The organism is Kribbella sp. NPDC048915 (assembly GCF_040649595.1).
Lineage (GTDB): Bacteria > Actinomycetota > Actinomycetes > Propionibacteriales > Kribbellaceae > Kribbella.
The window spans coordinates 1-19,282 of the sequence record NZ_JBEZFT010000059.1 but is presented as its reverse complement, the minus strand read 5'-3'; the positions used below and the strand labels follow the sequence as shown (position 1 = coordinate 19,282).

22 protein-coding genes are annotated in these 19,282 nt (G+C 68.9%); 7 read left to right on the top strand and 15 right to left on the bottom strand.

Annotation, left to right across the window (positions count from 1 at the left end):
- Positions 1 to 29 precede the first annotated feature (29 nt).
- Both AB0B82_RS25295 and AB0B82_RS25290 read left to right on the top strand, forming a co-directional pair.
- Entirely contained in the window at positions 30 to 710 is a 681-nt protein-coding gene (locus tag AB0B82_RS25295) for a TIGR03089 family protein (RefSeq protein ID WP_360173257.1), read from the top strand.
- Between the two features lie 2 nt (positions 711 to 712).
- Positions 713 to 1,504, top strand: coding sequence for an SDR family NAD(P)-dependent oxidoreductase (locus tag AB0B82_RS25290; RefSeq protein ID WP_360173254.1), 792 nt, complete (start codon positions 713 to 715; stop codon positions 1,502 to 1,504).
- Between the two features lie 691 nt (positions 1,505 to 2,195).
- Here the strand turns inward: AB0B82_RS25290 and AB0B82_RS25285 are convergent.
- The 7 genes from AB0B82_RS25285 to AB0B82_RS25255 form a co-directional block, all read right to left on the bottom strand.
- Positions 2,196 to 2,531 (bottom strand): hypothetical protein, encoded by a 336-nt coding sequence (locus AB0B82_RS25285; RefSeq protein ID WP_360173251.1) that lies wholly within the window; start codon positions 2,529 to 2,531, stop codon positions 2,196 to 2,198.
- Between the two features lie 5 nt (positions 2,532 to 2,536).
- Entirely contained in the window at positions 2,537 to 2,956 is a 420-nt protein-coding gene (locus AB0B82_RS25280; protein ID WP_360173248.1) for a cyclic nucleotide-binding domain-containing protein, read from the bottom strand.
- 85 nt (positions 2,957 to 3,041) lie between these two features.
- On the bottom strand, positions 3,042 to 3,995 hold the full coding sequence (gene galE, locus AB0B82_RS25275) for a UDP-glucose 4-epimerase GalE (protein ID WP_360173246.1): 954 nt from the start codon (positions 3,993 to 3,995) through the stop codon (positions 3,042 to 3,044).
- 76 nt (positions 3,996 to 4,071) lie between these two features.
- Positions 4,072 to 4,704 carry a class I SAM-dependent methyltransferase gene (locus AB0B82_RS25270; RefSeq protein ID WP_360173244.1) on the bottom strand — a complete coding sequence of 211 codons (633 nt, stop codon included), beginning with the start codon at positions 4,702 to 4,704 and terminating at the stop codon, positions 4,072 to 4,074.
- Positions 4,697 to 6,577, bottom strand: coding sequence for a spermidine synthase (locus tag AB0B82_RS25265; protein WP_360173242.1), 1,881 nt, complete (start codon positions 6,575 to 6,577; stop codon positions 4,697 to 4,699). The genes AB0B82_RS25270 and AB0B82_RS25265 overlap by 8 nt, the downstream gene beginning before the upstream one ends.
- Entirely contained in the window at positions 6,505 to 6,780 is a 276-nt protein-coding gene (locus AB0B82_RS25260) for a hypothetical protein (RefSeq protein WP_360173240.1), read from the bottom strand. The genes AB0B82_RS25265 and AB0B82_RS25260 overlap by 73 nt, the downstream gene beginning before the upstream one ends.
- 76 nt (positions 6,781 to 6,856) lie before the next feature.
- A complete protein-coding gene (locus AB0B82_RS25255; protein ID WP_360173237.1) occupies positions 6,857 to 7,711 on the bottom strand; it encodes a serine protease in 855 nt (284 codons plus the stop codon).
- Between the two features lie 247 nt (positions 7,712 to 7,958).
- Between AB0B82_RS25255 and AB0B82_RS25250 the strand changes: the two genes are divergently transcribed.
- Both AB0B82_RS25250 and AB0B82_RS25245 read left to right on the top strand, forming a co-directional pair.
- A complete protein-coding gene (locus AB0B82_RS25250) occupies positions 7,959 to 9,443 on the top strand; it encodes an LCP family protein (protein WP_360173234.1) in 1,485 nt (494 codons plus the stop codon).
- Positions 9,444 to 9,455: 12 nt separating this feature from the next.
- Complete coding sequence (locus AB0B82_RS25245) at positions 9,456 to 10,454, top strand: glycosyltransferase family 2 protein (RefSeq protein WP_360173320.1); 999 nt, start codon at positions 9,456 to 9,458, stop codon at positions 10,452 to 10,454.
- A 26-nt stretch (positions 10,455 to 10,480) separates the two neighbouring features.
- Here the strand turns inward: AB0B82_RS25245 and AB0B82_RS25240 are convergent, their stop codons facing one another.
- From AB0B82_RS25240 to AB0B82_RS25215, 6 genes are all read right to left on the bottom strand, one after another.
- A complete protein-coding gene (locus tag AB0B82_RS25240; protein WP_360173231.1) occupies positions 10,481 to 11,266 on the bottom strand; it encodes an ABC transporter ATP-binding protein in 786 nt (261 codons plus the stop codon).
- The gene (locus AB0B82_RS25235; RefSeq protein ID WP_360173228.1) at positions 11,253 to 12,134 is read right to left on the bottom strand and encodes an ABC transporter permease; all 882 of its coding nucleotides are present in this window, start codon (positions 12,132 to 12,134) and stop codon (positions 11,253 to 11,255) included. Before AB0B82_RS25235 ends, AB0B82_RS25240 begins: the two co-directional genes overlap by 14 nt.
- A 42-nt stretch (positions 12,135 to 12,176) precedes the next feature.
- Positions 12,177 to 12,878 (bottom strand): tyrosine-protein phosphatase, encoded by a 702-nt coding sequence (locus AB0B82_RS25230; protein ID WP_360173225.1) that lies wholly within the window; start codon positions 12,876 to 12,878, stop codon positions 12,177 to 12,179.
- 5 nt (positions 12,879 to 12,883) lie between these two features.
- Positions 12,884 to 13,609, bottom strand: coding sequence for a hypothetical protein (locus AB0B82_RS25225; protein WP_360173222.1), 726 nt, complete (start codon positions 13,607 to 13,609; stop codon positions 12,884 to 12,886).
- Between the two features lie 131 nt (positions 13,610 to 13,740).
- Positions 13,741 to 14,061 (bottom strand): AzlD domain-containing protein, encoded by a 321-nt coding sequence (locus tag AB0B82_RS25220; RefSeq protein ID WP_360173219.1) that lies wholly within the window; start codon positions 14,059 to 14,061, stop codon positions 13,741 to 13,743.
- Positions 14,058 to 14,744, bottom strand: a complete 687-nt coding sequence (locus AB0B82_RS25215) for an AzlC family ABC transporter permease (protein WP_360173217.1) — start codon at positions 14,742 to 14,744, stop codon at positions 14,058 to 14,060. The genes AB0B82_RS25220 and AB0B82_RS25215 overlap by 4 nt, the downstream gene beginning before the upstream one ends.
- Before the next feature lie 66 nt (positions 14,745 to 14,810).
- Between AB0B82_RS25215 and AB0B82_RS25210 the strand changes: the two genes are divergently transcribed.
- On the top strand, positions 14,811 to 15,365 hold the full coding sequence (locus AB0B82_RS25210; RefSeq protein ID WP_360173214.1) for an XRE family transcriptional regulator: 555 nt from the start codon (positions 14,811 to 14,813) through the stop codon (positions 15,363 to 15,365).
- 66 nt (positions 15,366 to 15,431) lie between these two features.
- Here the strand turns inward: AB0B82_RS25210 and AB0B82_RS25205 are convergent, their stop codons facing one another.
- Positions 15,432 to 16,262 carry an SAM-dependent methyltransferase gene (locus AB0B82_RS25205; RefSeq protein ID WP_360173212.1) on the bottom strand — a complete coding sequence of 277 codons (831 nt, stop codon included), beginning with the start codon at positions 16,260 to 16,262 and terminating at the stop codon, positions 15,432 to 15,434.
- A gap of 175 nt (positions 16,263 to 16,437) precedes the next feature.
- Here AB0B82_RS25205 and AB0B82_RS25200 point away from each other — a divergent pair, with 175 nt between their 5' ends.
- Complete coding sequence (locus AB0B82_RS25200; protein ID WP_360173209.1) at positions 16,438 to 17,328, top strand: helix-turn-helix transcriptional regulator; 891 nt, start codon at positions 16,438 to 16,440, stop codon at positions 17,326 to 17,328.
- Here AB0B82_RS25200 and AB0B82_RS25195 read toward each other — a convergent pair.
- Positions 17,325 to 17,813, bottom strand: a complete 489-nt coding sequence (locus tag AB0B82_RS25195; protein ID WP_360173206.1) for a helix-turn-helix domain-containing protein — start codon at positions 17,811 to 17,813, stop codon at positions 17,325 to 17,327. The genes AB0B82_RS25200 and AB0B82_RS25195 overlap by 4 nt on opposite strands.
- A 56-nt stretch (positions 17,814 to 17,869) precedes the next feature.
- Between AB0B82_RS25195 and AB0B82_RS25190 the strand changes: the two genes are divergently transcribed.
- Positions 17,870 to 18,466 carry a GNAT family N-acetyltransferase gene (locus AB0B82_RS25190; RefSeq protein WP_360173203.1) on the top strand — a complete coding sequence of 199 codons (597 nt, stop codon included), beginning with the start codon at positions 17,870 to 17,872 and terminating at the stop codon, positions 18,464 to 18,466.
- Positions 18,467 to 19,282: the final 816 nt, after the last annotated feature.

The following is a 19,282-nucleotide window of genomic DNA, read 5'->3' as shown; positions in this document are numbered from 1 at the left end:
GTCGGCGGCCGAACCGTAGGGTGGGCCATATGTCACGAGTTCTGCCCGAGCTTTTCGCCGCCGCGGTCCGTCGCGACGGCGCTGCTCCGTTCCTCACCTACTACGACGACGCGACCGGGGAGCGGATCGAGCTCAGTGCGGTCACGACCGCGAACTGGGTCGCGAAGACCGCCAACCTGCTCGTCGACGAGTACGACCTGGAGCCCGGCGAGACGGTCGCGATCGGCCTGCCGCCGCACTGGCTCGGCGTGGTATGGGCGCTGTCCACCTGGTCGGCCGGCGCGAGTCTGACCAGCGGCACCGGCACCCTCGCGATCACCGGCCCGGACTTCGCGATCCGCGGCGAGCGCGAGACCGTCGCCTCGGCGCTGCTCCCCCTCGGCGGACGCTTCCGCGACGCAATCCCGGACGGTATCCAGGACTACGGCGCCGAGGTCTACAACCATCCCGACGTGTTCGTCCCGTTCGACCCGCCGACGCCGGGCACTCCGGCGTACGACGACCTCACCCACGAGGCGCTCATCGACGCGGCGGAGCCGGTCCGCGACCGAATCCTGGTGACGCGGACGCTGACCGACCGCGCCGGGCTGGCCCTGCTGGTCGGCGTCATCGCCGGGGGTGGTTCGATCGTGCTCTGCCGCAACCTGGACAGCTCGAAGCTGGAGCGCCGGGTGGCGGACGAGAAGGTCGACCGGATCGTGGAGGGGTAGCCGTGCAACGGTTCCAGGGCAAGGTCGCGCTGATCACGGCGGCGGCGCAGGGCATCGGGGCCGCAGTCGCGCGGCGGCTGGCCGCCGAAGGCGCCGCGGTGGTGGTGACCGACCTGCAGGAGGACAAGCTCGCCGAGGTGGCCGGCGAGATCGGCGAGCAGGCGCTGCCGGTCCGCGTCGACGTGACGAGTGACGACGACGTACGGGCGGCGGTCGCGGCCGCGGTCGAACGGTACGGCCGTCTGGACGTCGTGGTGAACAACGCCGGCGGCTGCATCGTGCGGTCGGCGCCCGAGGACGCCACGCCGGAGGAGTTCCACGCACAGCTGGACCTGACACTCGTCGGCGCCTCGCGCTGCATCCAGGCCGCGCTGCCGCAGCTGGTCGAGCACCGCGGCAACGTGGTGACGATCAGCTCGGTGAACGGGATCGCCGCCTTCGGCAACGTCGAGTACTCCGCCGCCAAGGCCGGCCAGATCGCGATGAGCGTCAACTACGCGGCCCGCTACGGGCCGCTCGGCGTGCGCTTCAACGTAGTTGCCCCCGGCACCATTCGGACCCCGAACTGGGACGGCCGTCAGGACACCCTCGACCGGTTCGCGACGCAGTACCCGCTCCGCCGGATCGGCGAACCGGAGGACATCGCCGCGGCCGTTGCCTTCCTCGCCTCCGACGACGCGTCCTGGATCACCGGCCACACGCTGCCGGTGGAAGGCGGCATCCTCACCGGCCCCGGCCTCTTCGACCTGACGCCGTCCGGGGCTTACAAGAAGGAATACAAGCAGCAGTCCTAGGTCGTCCGCTGACCCAGCATCACAGCGAAATCTCGTCCCCGCATCCGCCGTGTGCCCCAGGCTCTGAATGTACGGCGCCTCCCTCAAGGCGCACCGGGAACGCGACAGTCCCAACGAGTGTGAACAGTCCCCGATGACTGTCACCAGATCACGGTGGGCATGAACAGGCGGCGGTCGGTGTCAACAGGCAATTACCTGTCCAAAGCCCCCGCGGACTGTTCAAGGTCCCCGCGAACGGCCCAAGGTCCCCACGGACTACCCCGGCCCCGAGCACCTGACAGCCACCCCGCGGGTTTGCACAGACAGCGGTGAGCGGGAACAGGGCACGGGCACCCTGAACAGGCAATTACCTGTCCAAAGCCCCACGGGTTGTTCGAGGTGCCTGCGGGTTGTTGGAGGTGTCTGGGGGCTGGTTGCGGTCGCTGGCTGCCCGGGGCTGGGTCGCTGTGGAGTGGTCGGCGGTCGGGGTTGGGTTGCAGACTTCGCCTACATGATCGATGCACGGCCCGACGGTGTGTACGCTCGACAGTTAGTGTGGTGCGGGGTGGGTGTGTTCGGTGTCTGATTCACGCTCAGCTGTGGCCTCTGGCGCGGGAAACCTCCTGTCGACCTGACACACGCCACACGCCCGAGCGTCCTCGGCTCCATCACCGTCTACGACCGAATCCAGACCAGGCCGTGCATCAATCATCTAGAAGTTCAGGGCGCCGGCAATGCGCCACGGCAGGCCGGCGGCGGCCATTCCGAACCACAGGCCGCGGCGCAACCAGCACCACCCGCGATGCCGCCGTACTGCCTGCAGCACCAGGCTGCCGACGATCAGCGCACCGAGCACCCCCAGCACCACGCCCCCGGCGATCGTCCGCCCGGCGAGAACCAGCCACAGGCCGAGGGCGAACCAGACCAGCCAACCAATGACAGACGCGGGGCTCCACCAGGTGTCCCGCGTCCGCCACGGCTGCTCGACCGCCTGGCCGCACCCACACCGCGGCTCGGCGGCGACCTCAGCTGCCGATTCGGTGGCCAATCCGGTCAGCCTTGCTCGTCGAGCGTGCGGACCCGCGCGGCCAGCGGTCTGAGCATCGCCTGGGCGACGTCCGGGCTCCCCTTCAGCACCGGGGCGAACGCCAGCGCGGACAGCGCGAACGTGGTCAGCCCGTCCGGTCCGGCGACAACCGTCGCCGAGCGCGGCCGGCCGTCGATCAGCGAGATCTCGCCGAAGTAGTCACCCGGGCCGAGCGTCGCCCGCGGCGTACCGTTCACGGTCACCTCGGCCGTCCCCTCGAGGACGATCTGCAGCCCCGCGTCGTCAGCGCCCTGTTCGATGACGTGGCGCCCGGCCTGGAAGGTCTGCGTCGTACCGCGCTCCATCAGGTCGTCCAGCGTCTGTCGGGGGAGTCCCCCGAACAGATCGACCTTCGCGAGGAACCGCGGCAGGCTGTCGTGAGTCATGATCGCACCCCTCGATCGTGCTCGTTGCCGAAGCAGCACCGAACTGGCCACAGGCTACCGCCGCCGACCGCGACCGACCACTGAGTCAGCCCTTCGGCCAGGACTCCCAGGCGGTGGCGAACATCTGGTCGACCGTGTAGGTGTTCTGCCAGCCGAGGTCGCGCGCGGCGAGCTCGCCGCTGGCCACCACGCGGGACGGGTCACCCGGCCGGCGCGGGCCCTCGGACGGGGTGAAGTCGATCCCGGTCACCCGGCGCGCGGCGTCCATGATCTCGCGCACCGAGGTCCCTGTGCCGCTGCCCAGGTTGTACACCCGCTCGAGCGACTTGCCGGACTCGAGCGCCCGGGCCGCGGCCACGTGCGCACGGGCCAGGTCGGCGACGTGGATGTAGTCCTTCACCGACGTGCCGTCCGGGGTCGGGTGGTCGGTGCCGTAGATCTGCGGCACCTTCCCCTGCGTCAGCAGGTCGCAGACGATCGGGAACAGGTTGTACGGCGACGCGTCGTACACCGCGGGGTCGCCGGAGCCGACGACGTTGAAGTAGCGCAGCGACGTGTGGCGCAACTCGGTCGCGACCGCCTGGTCGCGCAGCAGCCACTCCCCGATCAGCTTCGACTCGCCGTACGGCGACTGTGGGTCCGGGGCGGTGTCCTCCGTCACCACCTCGTCGCGAGGGGTCCCGTAGACACCCGCGCTGGAGGAGAACACGATGTTGCGCACCGACGTCTCGGCCATCGCCTCGAGCAGCGACACCATCGCGGTCACGTTCTGCGTGTAGGTGTGCAGCGGACGCTCCACCGACACCCCGGCGTACTTGAACCCGGCGAGATGCACGACCCCGTCGACGCCCTCGAGCGCCTGGCGGACCGCCGTACCGTCGAGCAGGTTCGCGCGCACGAACGGTACGCCGTCCGGTACGAACTCCGCCTTTCCGCTCGACAGGTCGTCGATCACGACCACGTCGATCCCGTCCTCGCGGAACGCCCGCACCACATGCGCCCCGATGTACCCGGCACCACCAGTCACAAGCCACGTCATGTCCCAGATCCTGCCACCACCCCACCGTCAGGGCGCCGCAGACGGGCCGAACCCGCACCAGCCCAGGAAACACCGCTCAGGAGATCGTTGCCAGCCAGAAGTACGTCAGCTCGGTCCACTCGACCCGCGCCGGCGCGACCGCACTCGCGACCTCGTCCTGGCTCGGAAAGTTCTTCAGCACCTCGAACGTACGACCGTCCGACAGCTGCCGGGTCTGGTACGTGTCCCCCGCGTCCGTCGTCCGCGTGATCGGATAGTTGCTGCCCTCCACGTACCGGTTGTCGGCGAGGATCACCACGCCACCCGGCTCCACCCGCTCCAGCAGCCCCTGCGCGAACCGCCGTACGTCGGCCCGCAGGACGTGCGACCAGAAGAAGCCGGCGAAGATCGCATCGAAGCGACCCTGCACCGCACCGAGGTCGTAGGCGTCCGCGGTCTGGAACCGGACGTCGGCGGCGCCGTACGACCGGGTCCGGGCGACCGCGAGCGTCTCGTCGTTCAGGTCCGTCGCCACGATCGACCGCGCCGTGGTCGCGAGTGCCTTCGTCCAGTAGCCGGTGCCCGCGGCGATCTCCAGGACCGAGCGGCCGGCGACGAGCGGAGGCAGGAGGGCCCGCAGGCGAGCGAGGTCCTCCTGCCGTTCCGGCTTGTCGTAGACCGCGTCGTACTCCTGGGCACGTTCGCGGTAGTAGTCGCCCAGCTCACTCACGGGCGGCCTGGAGTTTCGGGGTGAGCACGAAGGCGCCGATGTAGAGCAGGGCGGCGATGATCAGCAGGCCGTGGAAGCCGAGGATGAGGGCGGCGTACTCGAGGCAGCCGCCGAGCATCGCGCCGAGCAGGTTCGCGCCGAAGGACGCGGTCGGGTCGGCGGTGTCGGTGAACCGCTTCGCGAAGATCACGTTCGCCGCGAAGATCGGCAGGAACGCGATCAGTACCGCGACCAGCGCCCGCAACCCGACCGGCATCGACAGCAGCCAGCTGTCCGGGAACACCCACGACAACGCGAGCCCGCCGAAGAGGATCGCGAACATCACCTTGAACGGCGGCGTCCGGAACCGCCTGGTCACTTCGACCGCCGCGAGCACCGCCACCAGCACGCCCGCGAAGACGATCGCGTTCACGACCCACGTCGTACCGAACAGCAACGCGAACCCGGTGATGCTCTTGGTCTCCAGCAACATGAACCCGGCGCCGAGCAGGAACAGGTCCGCGTACGGGCGCATCCGCCGGTACGACGAACCACCGCCGGCGATCCCGACGCCGATCACGCCGGCGACCAGGATCAGACCGAGCGTCACGAGGTACAGCGACGGGATCCGGTCGGTGAACAGGTACAGGAACGGGCGGTTGTCGGTCGCGGGCGGCGGCGTCGTCTCACTGGCGCCCGCCCACTCGGCACCGCAGGTCTGGTCCTGCTCGGTGAGGCCGACCGTCACGACCGCCTGCTGCAGCCCGTCGCCGATCTTGTCCACACAGGGCTTGTGACCGAACGCCTCGTCCGCCGTCGACGCGAGCCGGTCGATCAGCCAGGTCTCGCGGTAGTAGTTGTACATCGCGAACGCGCCACCCGGGTTCAGGTGGTCGCGCGCGGACTCGAACGCCTCCTTGGTGAACAGGTAGCTCTCCAGCCGCAGCGAGCTCGCGCCGTTCACGAGCGTCAGCGAGTCCGGCAACGCCAGCAGGATCAGGTCGTACTTCTTGTCGGTCCGGGACAAGAACGCGCGGCCGTCGTCGATGTGCGAACTCACCCGCGGGTCCTGGTACGGGCGGTCCGGGTGCAACGCCTTGCCGAGGTCGCGGATCTCCGGGTCGATCTCGACCGCGTCGACGTGCTCCGCACCCTTCTTCAGCGCGATCGCCACGTCGGAGCCCGAGCCGGCGCCGATGATCAGCACGTTCTTCGGCTGCTTGCCCGCGGTCGCGCGCTCGTACGGCAGGCCGTACTGCGGCTCCCACTGCAACCGTGCGTCCGCGGGGATCGCCTGCTGGTGCGGTACGCCGTTCACCGTGATGGTGAGCAGCGGGACGCCTTCCCAGCTCGACTTCTTCGTCTGCACCTTGTAGTACGGCGACCAACTGTTGTCCGGACGGGTCGACTCGTGGAACAGCACGCCGAGCATCACCAGCATCGGCGCGAGCACCATCGCGGCACTCAGCCCGAAGGCGACCGCACGCCGTCCACCGTCCTGCACCCACGGAATCATCAGTGCCGCGAACACGACCGTGACGATGAGCCCCCACCAGATCGGCGGCGCGCCCAGGAACGACAGCGCGGTGAACGTGATGATCCCGATCAGGCTGCCGACCAGGTCGAACCGGTACGCCGTCAATCGCGGCAGCTCGGCGAAACAGCGACCGACCAGCTCGGCCGGACCGGCCAGCACCACGGCGGCCGCGACGAAGACGATCGGCAGGATCACCCAGACCGGCGGGCCGGTGGTGTTCAGGCTGGTGAAGTAGATGACGCTCGACGAGCTGCCGCGGTCGACCGTGACCGGCTTCCACGCGATCACCAGGACCAGCAGGCCGAGCATGATCGGCGAGTAGTACGGCAGTCGTTTCGCCCGGCCGGAACGCAGCACCCCGATCCCGATGCCGAGGAACGAGCCCAGCAGGAGAAGTTCGAGAAGTAGCTGAGATGCACGACGTTCGAGCCGGTCCAGCGGATCAGCGCGAGCTCGACGAACAGCATCAGCGCACTCGATGCGACCAGCCGGGTGCGGACGCCGAACGGGCTCGGCCACCCGGTCCGGACGGCGGGATCAGTAGCGGAGTCGACTGCCATGCGGGGCGACGTTACCTGATAACCAAGTGGTCTGCGTCACCCCGCACGGCAGGTCGCCGAGAGTCGGTGCCGCGAGTCAGCGCCTCCGGGCAGGCTTCGGCAGCTCACACCCCGACTTGTTCAGGTCGAGTGTCCGGTTCGCGGTCAGGCAGGTGTAGAGCCACCAGGTCTGCTGGCCGTACGCCGCACCCTGGTCGACCGTGATGTTGCCGTCGGCGTCGACCTCGCACGGGTTGTTCACCGTGCACTGCTCGCCGTCCTCGTTCCCGGTGTTGTTGACGCCGATCACCTGGCCGGTCGACGTACTGACCACGGGCGAGCCCGACGTACCGCCGATCGTCTCGCAGCCGGGTTGCCGGTACTTGATCGAGTTCTGCCAGGTCCAGTCGCCTTCGCGGAGCTGCGGAATCGTGGCCTGGACGGAGCAGGTGTAGATCCGCTTCCAGTACCCCGACACCACAGCCATCCCGGCGCCGTCGGACGGGGCCTGCTCGGCCAGCGTCAGCGGGGTGACGTTCAGCCGGCTCTTGATCGAGGCGTAGCTCTCGTTGACCTGGTACACGATCATGTCGGTTTTCGTCATCGTGCCGAACAGGATCCGTTCGGCGCGGATCGTACCGGCGCGACTGGAGTCGGGGCGCAGCAGCGTGATCGAGCGGGACGAGGCCCGGTTCACCAGCACCTGGCCGGGCTGCAGGAACCCGCCCTCGTAGCAGTGCCCGTTGGTGAGCACCAGCGCCTTGTCGGTGTCGACCGAGCCGGTGTAGCGGACGAGGGACGCCGAACAGTTGCTCAGCGCCGCGATCCCGGTGAAGTCGGCACCAGGCGCGGCGACAGGTTCGGCAACTGGCGCGGCCTGGGCGGACGCGGCGCCGAGGAGGGTGGTCGTGGCCACCGCGACGGCAGCCAAGAGTGGACGGAAAAGTTTCATGGGGCGGTTTCCTCACTGTTTGTGCTTGCAGAACTTCGTAACGCATCCGTCCGCCGCCGACCATCACAACTGTGTCAAGCAGGGTCACCGCAGGGGTTTTCCTGCGCTCCGTACCTGCCCTGCTACTCTTCGTCTCCGGATCCGCCCGGGCTCGAACCATCCCCGCACCCGGCACGTCGTACTGATGACAGTGGGGGGACAAGGTACGGTCGGCATCAGCCGCCCCGGAAGGAAACGGAAGGACGTCATGCCGCAGGAGAAGCCAGACCTGCGCAATCTCCGCGAGCCGGTCCGGTTCAAGCGGGCGCTGACGCTGTTGCTGATGACGTTGGTCCTGCCGGGGTCCGCGCAGATCGTCGCCGGGAGCCGCAAGGCCGGCCGCTGGGCCTGGCGCGTGCTCGCCGGCCTGGTCGCGCTGATCGTCTTCTTCGTCCTGCTCGGCCTGATCTGGCGGTCCGGAACGATCAACATCCTGGCCCGGCCCGGCACGCTGCGGATCGTCCAGGTGCTGCTGATCCTGCTCGCGATCGGCTGGGCCGCGCTGTTCGTGGACGCGTACCGGCTCGGCCAGCCGCTGACCCTGGAACGCAACCACCGGCTGACCGCCAGCATCCTGGACGGCGTGCTGATCTTCGCGGTCGTCGGCGCGCTGGTCTATGCCAGCGTGATCGTGAACACCCAGCGCGACTTCGTCGCCAGCGTGTTCGGCAGCGGGCAGAAGTCCAAGGCCGACAAGGGCCGCTACAACGTGCTGCTGATGGGCGGCGACTCCGGTGCGGACCGGATCGGCACCCGCCCGGACAGCATGACGGTGGCCAGTATCGACGCCGACACCGGCCGCACGGTCCTGATCGGCCTGCCGCGGAACCTGGCCCGCGTACCGTTCCCGGAGGGGACCGCGATGGCCAAGCAGTTCCCGGAGGGCTTCCGGTGGAAGGACTGCGCCGCCGAGTGCCTGCTGAACGCGGTGTACACCTACGCCGCGAACCACAAGAACCTGTTCCCCGGCGACCCGAACCCGGGCGAGACCGCGACCACGCAGGCGGTCGAGGCGGTCACCGGGCTGAAGATCAACTACTTCGTGCTGATCGACCTGGCCGGCTTCCGCGACCTGCTGAACGCGGTCGGCGGGATCACGCTCGACATCGGCAAGCGGGTGCCGATCGGCGGCGGCAGCTCACCGATCAAGGGGTACATCGAGCCCGGCAAGAACAAGCACCTGGACGGCTACCACGCGCTCTGGTTCGCCCGGTCGCGGGCCGAGTCGTCGGACTACGAGCGGATGGCGCGGCAGAAATGCGTGATGTCCGCGATGCTGAACCAGTTGTCTCCGCAGACCGTGCTGACCAAGTTCCAGGGCATCGCCGCGGCCAGCAAACAGGTGGTCAAGACCAACATTCCGGCGGGTGAACTGGGCACGTTCACCGATCTGGCGCTGGACGCGAAGAAGCTGCCGGTGTCAAGCTTCTCCGCGGTCCCGCCGCTGATCCACACCGGCAACCCGGACTTCGCACTGATCCGGACCAAGGTCGCGGAGGCGATCGCGAAGTCCGAATCGCTGGACAAGGACGGCGCGGGAGGAGACGGTAAGACTTCGAGCACTCCCAGTAGCAGCAAGCCGACCAGCAGTACGACGAAGAAGCCGAGCACCGGTACCACCAAGAAGCCGACGAAAGCACCGACCACACCCGCCACCGGCGTCGACGACGTCGCATCGATCTGTAAGGCCTGACCTGATATGCCGCTGTCCCACTGGCCACCCGTGTCCGTCGTGATGCCCGTGCTGAACGAGGAACGCCACCTCGAGGAGGCGGTCGGCCGCGTCCTCGACCAGGACTATCCCGGTGACCTGGAGGTCGTCCTGGCGATCGGCCCGAGCAAGGACCGCACCCAGGAGATCGCGGAGAAGCTGGCCGAGTCCGATCACCGGATCACGATCGTCCCGAACCCGACCGGCAAGACGCCGGCCGCGCTGAACGTCGGCATCGCGCACGCCAAGCACGACATCCTGGTCCGGGTCGACGGGCACGGCGCGCTCACCGACGGCTACATCACCCGGGCGGTCGAGCTGCTGGACGAGACCGGCGCGGACAACGTCGGCGGCGTGATGGCCGCCGAGGGTCGGACGCCGACCGAGATGGCGGTCGCCTGCGCGTACCGCTCCCGGCTCGGCCTGGGCGCGTCCACCTTCCACCAGGGCGGCAAGGCCGGCCCGGCCGACACCGTGTACCTGGGCGTGTTCAAGCGGGCCGCGCTGGAACGGGTCGGCGGCTTCGACGAGACCATGCACCGGGCCCAGGACTGGGAGCTGAACTACCGGATCCGCAAGACCGGCGGGCTGATCTGGTTCAGTCCGGACCTGTCGGTGACCTACCGGCCGCGGTCGTCGCTGTCGGCGGTGGCCAAGCAGTTCTTCCACACCGGCCAGTGGCGCCGCGAGGTGATCCGCCGGCATCCGGAAACCGCCAGCAAGCGGTACCTGGCGCCGCCGATCGCGGTGATCGGCCTGGCCGTCGGCACGATCCTCGGCATCATCGGCCTGGCCACCGGCACCGCCTGGCTGGACCTCGGCTTCCTGGCCCCGCTCGGGTACGCGCTGCTGCTGATCGCCGGCTCGGCGGTCGAGGGCCGGTACCTGCCGTGGAAGGCGCTGGCCTGGCTGCCGCTGGTCTGCGCCACGATGCACGTGTCGTGGGGCCTCGGCTTCCTGGTCGGCCTGCGGGAGCGCCCGAAGGCCGTCTAGGACGGTCCAGAACGCCCTGGCAACGGCTAGGCGCGGGTGGACCTGATGTAGGCGTTCACGACCTCGTCGACCGGGCCGTCGAGCTTCAGCACGCCGTTGTCCAGCCACAGGGCACGGTTGCAGGTGTCCTGCACCACCTCGAGGCTGTGGCTGACCAGGAACACCGTCCCGGCCTGGTCGCGCAGCTCCTTGATCCTGCGCTCGGACCGGACCCGGAACTCCGCGTCGCCGGTCGCCAGCGCCTCGTCGACGAGCAGGATGTCGTGCGTCTTCGCGGAGGCGATCGCGAACTTCAGCCGCGCGGCCATGCCGGACGAGTACGCCGACATCGGCAAGTCGATGAATTCACCGATACCGGAGAACTCCACGATCTCGTCGTACCGGCGTTTCACCTCGGCCGGTGACATCCCCATCGCGAGGCAGCCGAGGACGACGTTCCGGTCGCCGGTGAGGTCGTTCATCATCGCGGCGTTGACACCGAGCAGCGAGGGACGCCCGCTGGTGTACACGGCGCCGCTCGCGGGCGGCAGCAGGCCCGCGATCGCGCGCAGCAGCGTCGACTTCCCGGAGCCGTTGCGGCCGATCACGCCGATCGCATCGCCCTTGTACGCGGTGAAGCTGACGTTCTTCACCGCGTGCACCTCGCGGATCGTCGGCCGGTCCTGGCGCCGCATGATCCGGCGCAGCGCGGTCGCCGCCGTACCCTTGCCGCCCTGGCCCGCGATCAGCTTGTAGACGATGTCGAGCTGGTCGGCGATGACCGTCGGTTCGGCCCCGGGCACGGCGGCCGGTTCGGATTCAGCCGCGGCCATATCGGTCCTCCGCCCGCCAGAAGTACGCGAACCCGGCGACCAGCATCACGAACGACCAGACCACCGCGATCGTCCACGCGTGCGGGAGCTCGTTCGGCTCGTGCTCGGCGAGCAACGAGCGCCGGACGATGTCGATGTACGCCGAGATCGGGTTCAGCGCGAGCACCTGGATCACCCAGCTCGGCGCGTCGACCTGCTGCAGCTTGGCCGGCAGCGAGAAGAAGATCCCGGACGCGTACAGCCAGGTCCGGGTGACGAACGGGAGCAGCTGTGTGATGTCGGACACGAACGTCCCGAACCGCGCGAACACCAGCGTGATCCCGATGTTGAACATCACCTGCAGCACCATCGCCGGTACGACCAGCAGCCAGCTCCACGCCGGACCGTCGGTGAACCCGACGACCACGAACAAGATGCCCATCGACACCAGCATCTGGTTCAGCTCGTTGAGGACGTACGCGAGCGGCAGCGTCGCGCGCGGGAAGTGCAGCGTCCGGATCAGTGACAGGTTCAGCGCGAGCGACCGCGATCCTTCGGTCATGCAGCGCTGCGTGAACGTGAACACGAAGATGCCGCTGAGCAGGAACGCGACGTAGTTGTCGATGCCGTTCTTCGTGCCGAGCAGCACACCGAAGGCGAGGTAGTACACCGCCGCGTTCAGCAACGGGGTCAGCACCTGCCAGATCGATCCGAGGCGCGCGCCGGCGTACATCGCGTAAGTGCGCGCGGTGGCGTAGCTGACGACGAACTTGCGCCGGCTCCACAACTCGCGCAGGTACGCGCCGAGCGGTGGGCGGACCGAGCTCCTGGTGAGCCCGTGACGGCGCGCCAGGTCGGCTGCGTCGGTCTGGCCTGCGGCGGTCGGCATTGCGTCAATGTACTGTGCTGCGCAATGTCCGCGAGACGCAGGTCAGGCGATCAGCCGCGCTCTGAGTTTCGCCAGGTCGGCCGACGTCAGACCACCGTGCCGCAGGTATGCCTCCGACCCGCCGTACCGCTCGTCCAGATGGCGCAGGATCGCGACGATCGACTCGAGCCGCGTGTCGCGGAACTCGATCATCTCCGCGTGTTTGGAGGTGTCCGGCTCGCCCGCCAGCTGCTCGGCGAGCAAGGGCGCCATCCGCGACTGGGTGAGGTAGTAGTCGGCGACGATCTCGTCCTCGGGGACACCCGCCACGCTGAGTGCCAGCGCGACGACCATCCCGGTCCGGTCCTTGCCGCCGTGGCAGTGCACGACCACCGCGCCGTCCGGCTCGTCCGCGATCGCCTTCACGGCGGCCGCGAACAACTCCGGACGGCGGTCCAGCATCCAGATGCAGGCCGCGATGATCGTCGGCTGCCCGTGGTCGGGATCCGCCGGGTCCGCGACCGGCTGCCGGACCGCCAGCGGCGTACCGGTGAACGGCGTCGGCGCGAGCTCGACCTCCGCGTCCGCGCGCAGATCGAGGATCTTCGTCACACCGGAACGGCGCACCGCCTCGACCCCCTCCTCGGTGAGGTAATGCAGACTCTCCGAACGGATCAGCACACCTTCGCGAATCACCCGCCCGTCCGCGGTCGGCAGACCGCCGACATCACGGGCGTTCCGGCATCCGGGCCAATCCAGATCCATCGCACTCACCGGTCCTGCGGCGGGTCGTAGGGGCGGTCCTGCGGGCGGTCCGGGTTCGGCCCGGGCCGGTACGCGGGTGGCGCCGGGAAGGTGTGGTTCGGCGGCTGTCCCGGCTGTCCTGATTGTCCCGGCTGTCCCGCCGGCCCCGGCTGGTGCGGCTGCTGCGGCTGGTGCGGGTAGTTGCCGTAGGCACCTGGTTGGGCCGGGAAGGTGTTGCCCCGCCGGGCCCGCCGCTGCTTCAGCGCGCCGACGCCGAGCAGCGTGACGCCGAGGCCGATGAAGATCAGCAGCGAGAACACCAGGCCGAAGATCGACAGTACGAAGCCGAGCACCGACGACCGCGGCCCGGCCGCATACGTGGCGCTGGTCTCGTCGTCGGTGCAGGAGATGCTGTAGTCACCGGCCGGTACGGGCTGCGTCGACCGCGCGACGACGTACCAGCTGTCGCCGTTGATCGTGATCGTCTCGGACCCACCGGGCCGCTCGACCGGTACGTCGTTGCCGTCGGCGTCCCGCACCTCGCACGGCGGAGTCGGCACCGGCACCGACGCGTAGATCGTCACGCCTTCCTTCTTCAAGTGCACCACGCCGGCCTCGATCGGTTGCGGGCTGCGCGGTGCCGTGTCGACGATCCGCCAGACGAAGAACCCGGCCAGGATCGCGCCGACGACAAAGCAGGCGATCGCCACCTTGGGCAGGATCGATTTCTTGGCCGGCGCAGGCATCGTCATGGCGGCACGGTAACTGGTGAGGTGTGTCATCTCGACAGGAAGTGCACCGGCGAGACGGTGTACCCGCGGGCCCGATCAGGCTCAGCCACGCGACTCCACCGACGACACCTCCTGTCGAGATGACACACCCATCACGGCACACCCAAGAGGCGTAGCCCGGCGGCGGTGGCCGCGGCGGCGACCACGACGAGGACGAAGGGCGCGCGGCGCCAGGCCAGAATGCCGCCCACCAGCACGCCGGCCGGTCGGGCGATCCCGGCCGGGCCCTGGTCGTCGGTGAGCGCGGAGGTGGCGACCAACGTGGCCAGCAGCACGATCGCGGCCGCGGCAACCACCTGCTCGGCGCGCTCCGGGATCTCGATCCGGCTCCGCAACACCGGACCGGCGAACCGGAGCGAGAAGGTGCCGACCGCGAGCACCCCGATCGCCACCAGAACCAGCGTGGTGTTCATCGACCGACCTCCAGCGCAGGCTTGTCCGTGCGGTAGAACAGCAGTCCTGCCAGGGCGCACAACACCGGCAGACCGGACGGCAGGATCGGCGTGGTCGCCAGCGCGACCACCGCCCCGATCAGCGCAGCTCTGCGGGTGGCGCGGTCGCGCAGCGCGGGCAGCACCAAAGCCAGCAGCACGGCGGGGAACGCCGCGTCCAGCCCGAAGACATCGGTGTCGGTGATGACCGAGCCGGCGAGGCCACCGATCACGACGCCGAGGTTCCAGCAGACGAAGATTCCGAGGCCGGCTGCCCAGTACGCCTTCCGCTTCTGCTGCAATTCCTCCTGCCCCAGCGCGAACGCGACGTTCTCGTCGGTCATCAGGTGACTGCCGAGCCAGCGCCGCCAGCCGCTGCCGATCACATCGCTGACCGCGAGCCCGAACGGGACGTGCCGGGTGTTCACCAGTACCCCGGCGATCATCGCAGCGATCGGGCTGCCACCGGCCGCGACGATGCCGACGAACAGGAACTGCGACGCGCCGGCGAAGACCACGACCGACAACAGCACCGGCACCCAGAGCGGCAGCCCGCCGCCGACGCTGATCGCGCCGTACGACAGCCCCACGACACCGTCGGCCAGGCAGACCAGTCCGATGTCCCGGGCCAGCCCCGGATCCAGTGTTCGCCAAATCGAACGCATGGGCATTATGATGAACACGTCGTCGAGCGTTCGTCAAGGCGAACAAACGGACCGATGGAGCGAACAATGGACACCCGCGCACCCCTGGACGTCATCGCAGCGTCTCTCCGCCGGCACCGGGCCCGCGCGGGCCTGTCGCTGACGGAGGTCGCGAAACGTGCCGGGGTGGCCAAGTCGACGCTCTCCCAGCTCGAATCCGGGACCGGCAACCCGAGCGTGGAGACCCTGTGGGCACTGGCCGTCGCGCTCGACACCCCGTTCGCGGCGTTGCTCGACCCGCCGCGCCCGAAGGTCCAGGTGATCCGCGCGGGCGAGGGCCCGGCGATCTACTCCGACCAGGCCGACTACAGCGCCACGCTGGTCGCCTCGAGTCCGCCGAACGCGCGCCGCGACATCTACCGCATCGTCGCCTCCCCGGGCCCTGGCCGGAAGTCCGAGCCGCACATGCCGGGCGTCGTCGAGCATGTCGTGCTGAGTTCGGGGCGGGCGCTGGTCGGTCCGCTCGACGAGCCGGTCGAGCTCACCCCGGGTGACTACATCGCCTATCCGGGCGACCTGCCGCACATCTTCCAGGCACTCGAGGAAGGGACCGCCGCGACACTCGTCTCCGAGCACGTCTGACGGTTGCCTCTAGCAACAACAACAGCGCCCGGGTCGCGGACCCGGGCGCCGTCAGGTGCAGTGCTGTCAGAGCTTGCGGCCGACCGCGCCGGCGATGCACTCCTCGACCTGGTTCAGCGGCTTGATCCGCGGACCGTCCGGCCACCAGTCGTCGCAGAGCACCAGGCCCGGGGTGACCAGCTCCTGATCCGGGAAGAACTCCATCAGCTCCGCGCGGGTCCGAAACACGCCGCTCTTCATCGGGCTGTGCACGAACTTGTCCGACATCTTCCGGGCCAACTCGGAGTGACTCGGCGTCTCCGGGTCGAAGAAGTGCGCGATCACCGTGTACGACCCGGGCACGACCGCGTCGACGTACTTCTTCATGATCTCCGCGCCGTCGTCACCGGTGTAGTGGTGCAGGGTGCCGTTCTGGATCACGGCGATCGGCTGGCTGAAGTCGAGGAACTCGCGTACCTCGGGCTTGCTCAGCACCTGGTCCGGGTCGAAGATGTCGGCGCTGACGAACAGCGTGTTCTCGTTCTCTTCGAGCAGCGCGCGGCCGTGCGCGAGGACGACCGGGTCGTTGTCGATGTAGAGCACCTTGGCCTCAGGCTCGAGGCGCTGCACGACCTGGTGGGTGTTCTCCGCGGTCGGCAACCCGGAGCCGCAGTCCAGGTACTGCGTGATCCCGGCCTGGCCGGCCAGGAAGCGGCAGGCGCGGATCAGGAAGTTCCGGTTCGACCAGGCGAGGTCGTTCACCTCGGGCGCCACGGTGGCAACCTGGCGCAGTACCTCGCGGTCGATCTCGAAGTTGTCCTTGCCGTTCAGCGCGGCGTCGTACACCCGGGCGATACTGGCCCGGGTCGTGTCCACGCCGACCGGATCCGAGCTGGGCGCCTTGCTGACATCGACCATCGGTAGTCCTCGCAGAGAGTGATCGGGGGTTCTGTGCGCCCGACTCTACTCACGGTAGGGCGCAGTGAACACACCGTGCTGGTGCGTCAGGGTGGACGTTGTCACGCTTGGTTGTGAAATGATCAGCTGTCGGCATCTGGACTCGACCTGGACACGGCCTGCTGGGAGGCGAACAGTGACGGAGCCGGGCGCGCAGAGCGGCCCGACCGCCCTGCGCATCATGCTCGGGGTGCACTTGCGTCGGCTTCGGGAGAGCGCGGGGGTCAGCCGTACCGACGCGGGCTGGGCGATCCGCGGCTCGGAGTCCAAGATCAGCCGCCTCGAGCTCGGCCGCGTCGGCTTCAAGGAACGCGACGTCGACGACCTGCTGACGCTCTACAAACTCGACGACCCCGAGGAACGCGAGCGGCTGCTGGCGCTGGCCCGCGAGGCGAACAACCCGGGCTGGTGGCAGCGGTACGACGACCTGACGCCGCAGTGGTTCCACTCCTATCTCGGCCTGGAGATGGCGGCCGACCTGATCCGTACCTTCGAGCTGCAGTTCGTCCCGGGCCTCCTGCAGACACCTGAGTACGCGCGGGCCGTCATCCAGCTCGGCCGGCAGGACCAGCCGCTCGCGAAACCCGAGCTGGATCGCCTGGTGACGCTGCGGATGAACCGCCAGGACGTGCTGACCCGGCAACGGCCCGCGCGCCTGTGGGCAGTCATCGACGAGGCCGTACTGCGCCGGCCGATCGGCAACCGCAGGATCCTCAGGGCCCAGCTCGAGTACTTGATCGAGGCGTCCCGCCGGCACAACGTGACGCTGCAAATCATCCCGTTCGACAAAGGCGGCTACACGGCAACCGGCGGCGCGTTCACCCTGCTCCGGTTCAACGATGCCGACCTCCCCGACATCGTCTACATCGAGCACCTGACCAGTGCGGTCTACCTCGACAAGCGCGAGGAACTCGACACGTACGTCGTCACGATGGACGCGGTCTCGATCACCGCGGCCCAGCCCCGGGAGACCGAGCAGATCCTGCGCCGGGCGATCGCCGACCTCGACGAACTGGAACAGCGCTAACGCGGCTGCGCGCCCGGCCCGGGACGAAACGCGACCTCACGGGGCGCCGGTTCGTGACCGTCCTCGCACTCCATCCGCACCGTGACGCGCGCACCGCAGTCGCCGCGATGCCGCGCCTCGAGCGGCGGCCCGGCGTCGAGCGGCAGGTACTGATCGCCCCACTGGATCATCGCGACCAGCACCGGGTACAGGTCGAGGCCGGCCTGGGTCAGCCGGTACTCCGAGCGCTCGCGCTGGCCGGGCAACCGGTACGGATGGCGGCGGATCAGGCCGCGCTCGATCAGCGCCGCAAGCCGCTCGGTGAGGACCTGCCGCGGGATGCCGGCCCGCGCGCGGATGTCCTCGAAGCGGCGGACGCCGACGAAGAGCTCCCGCAGGACATGGAACGTCCACTTGTCGCCGAGGATCTCCATGGTCCGGGAGATCGTGCAGTTCTCCGTGGACCAGCGCATCGCCTCCGGCACGCTGTCGACCGCCGTACTCATGGCCCTGATTCTAAGTCCACTTGACAGACTTAGCCAAGTGGGATCAGGCTGAATCCGTGAATCAGACTCAGGTGAGGCCGCCACTCGTCCGCCGCGCCGGCGAACCCGACGCGGACGAGCTGGCGAGGATGCTGACCGGACTGAGCGAACTCAGCCGCTACTTCCGGTTCCAGACCGCGATCGGTACGCCGCCGCGCCCGAGCGTGCTGCTCCGCATGCTGTGCCCGAGCGGCGCATCGTTCGTCGCGACCCGTGGCACCGAGATCGTCGGCCATGCGATGTGGGCGTGGGCACCCGGCGAATCGACCGCCGAACTCGCGGCCGTGATCGCCGAAGCCGACCAGCACCACGGGCTCGGCGTCCGGATGCTGGCCGTCGCCGCCGCCGACGCGATCGCGGCCGGCGCGACACGCTTTCTCTTCGTGGTCAGCGCGGCGAACGAACGCACGATCCGGATGGTCCGCCGTCGCTGGCCGGACGCCACGGTCGAACGTGATGGCGCTGTGCTCAGCTTCGTCGCACCGGCGCGGCTACCGGACCAGCCGGAAGAACGCGCGGCTGTCGTCGACGAACAGGTCCGGGGCCTCGAGCGCAGCGAAGTACCCGCCACCGTCGAACTCCGACCAATGCACGCTGCAGTCCCGGCGTGCTAGCACCCCACGGATCGCTACGCGACCGACCGACCGTGCGCCCCATCCCGGGACCTCCCACACCCTCCCGGGACCTTGGACGACCGGCCGGGACCTCGGACAACCAGCCGGACCCTTGGACAACCAGCCGGGACCTCGGACAACCAGCCGGGACCTCGGACAACCAGCCGGACCCTCGGACAACCAGCCGGGACCTTGGACAACCAGCCGGACCCTTGGACAACCGGCCGGGACCTTGGACAAGCAATAGCCAGTCCACACCCACCACAACCTGTCCAAACCCCCGACTTCAGCCCGCAGCACGACCGACGCAGCCAGCCCCATACGAACGGGTAACCCCGCCAGTTGGGGGTTCTCTGCTCTCATACCGACGAAGAACCCCCAACACGCGGGGTTATCCACTCGTATGCTGCCGCGGATTAGCCAGCGGTGATCTAGACGATTGATGCACGGCCTGGTCTGGATTGGGTGGTCGTGGGCGGCGATGGGAGCCGAGGACGCTCGGGTGTGTGGCGTGTGTCAGGTCGGACGTCTCCCGTGCCAGGAGCCACAGCTGAGCGTGAATCAGACACCGAACACACCCGTCCCGCACCACACGAACTGTCGAGGGTGGTGCTGCGTGGCGGCGGGGTGTGGTAGTGCGGCGTAGTGGCGTGGCGTGCGGTGATGGTGCTGCGCGGGTGGTCCGGCGTGGTGGTCCGGCGTGGTGGTGCGGCGTGGTCGTGGGGGTTCCCGGGTTCCGGGTTTCCGTCGCGCGGTGGGTTCACCCACGGTGTTGTGGGTTCCGCACCCCTCACACGGGTCAGGAACCCACAACAC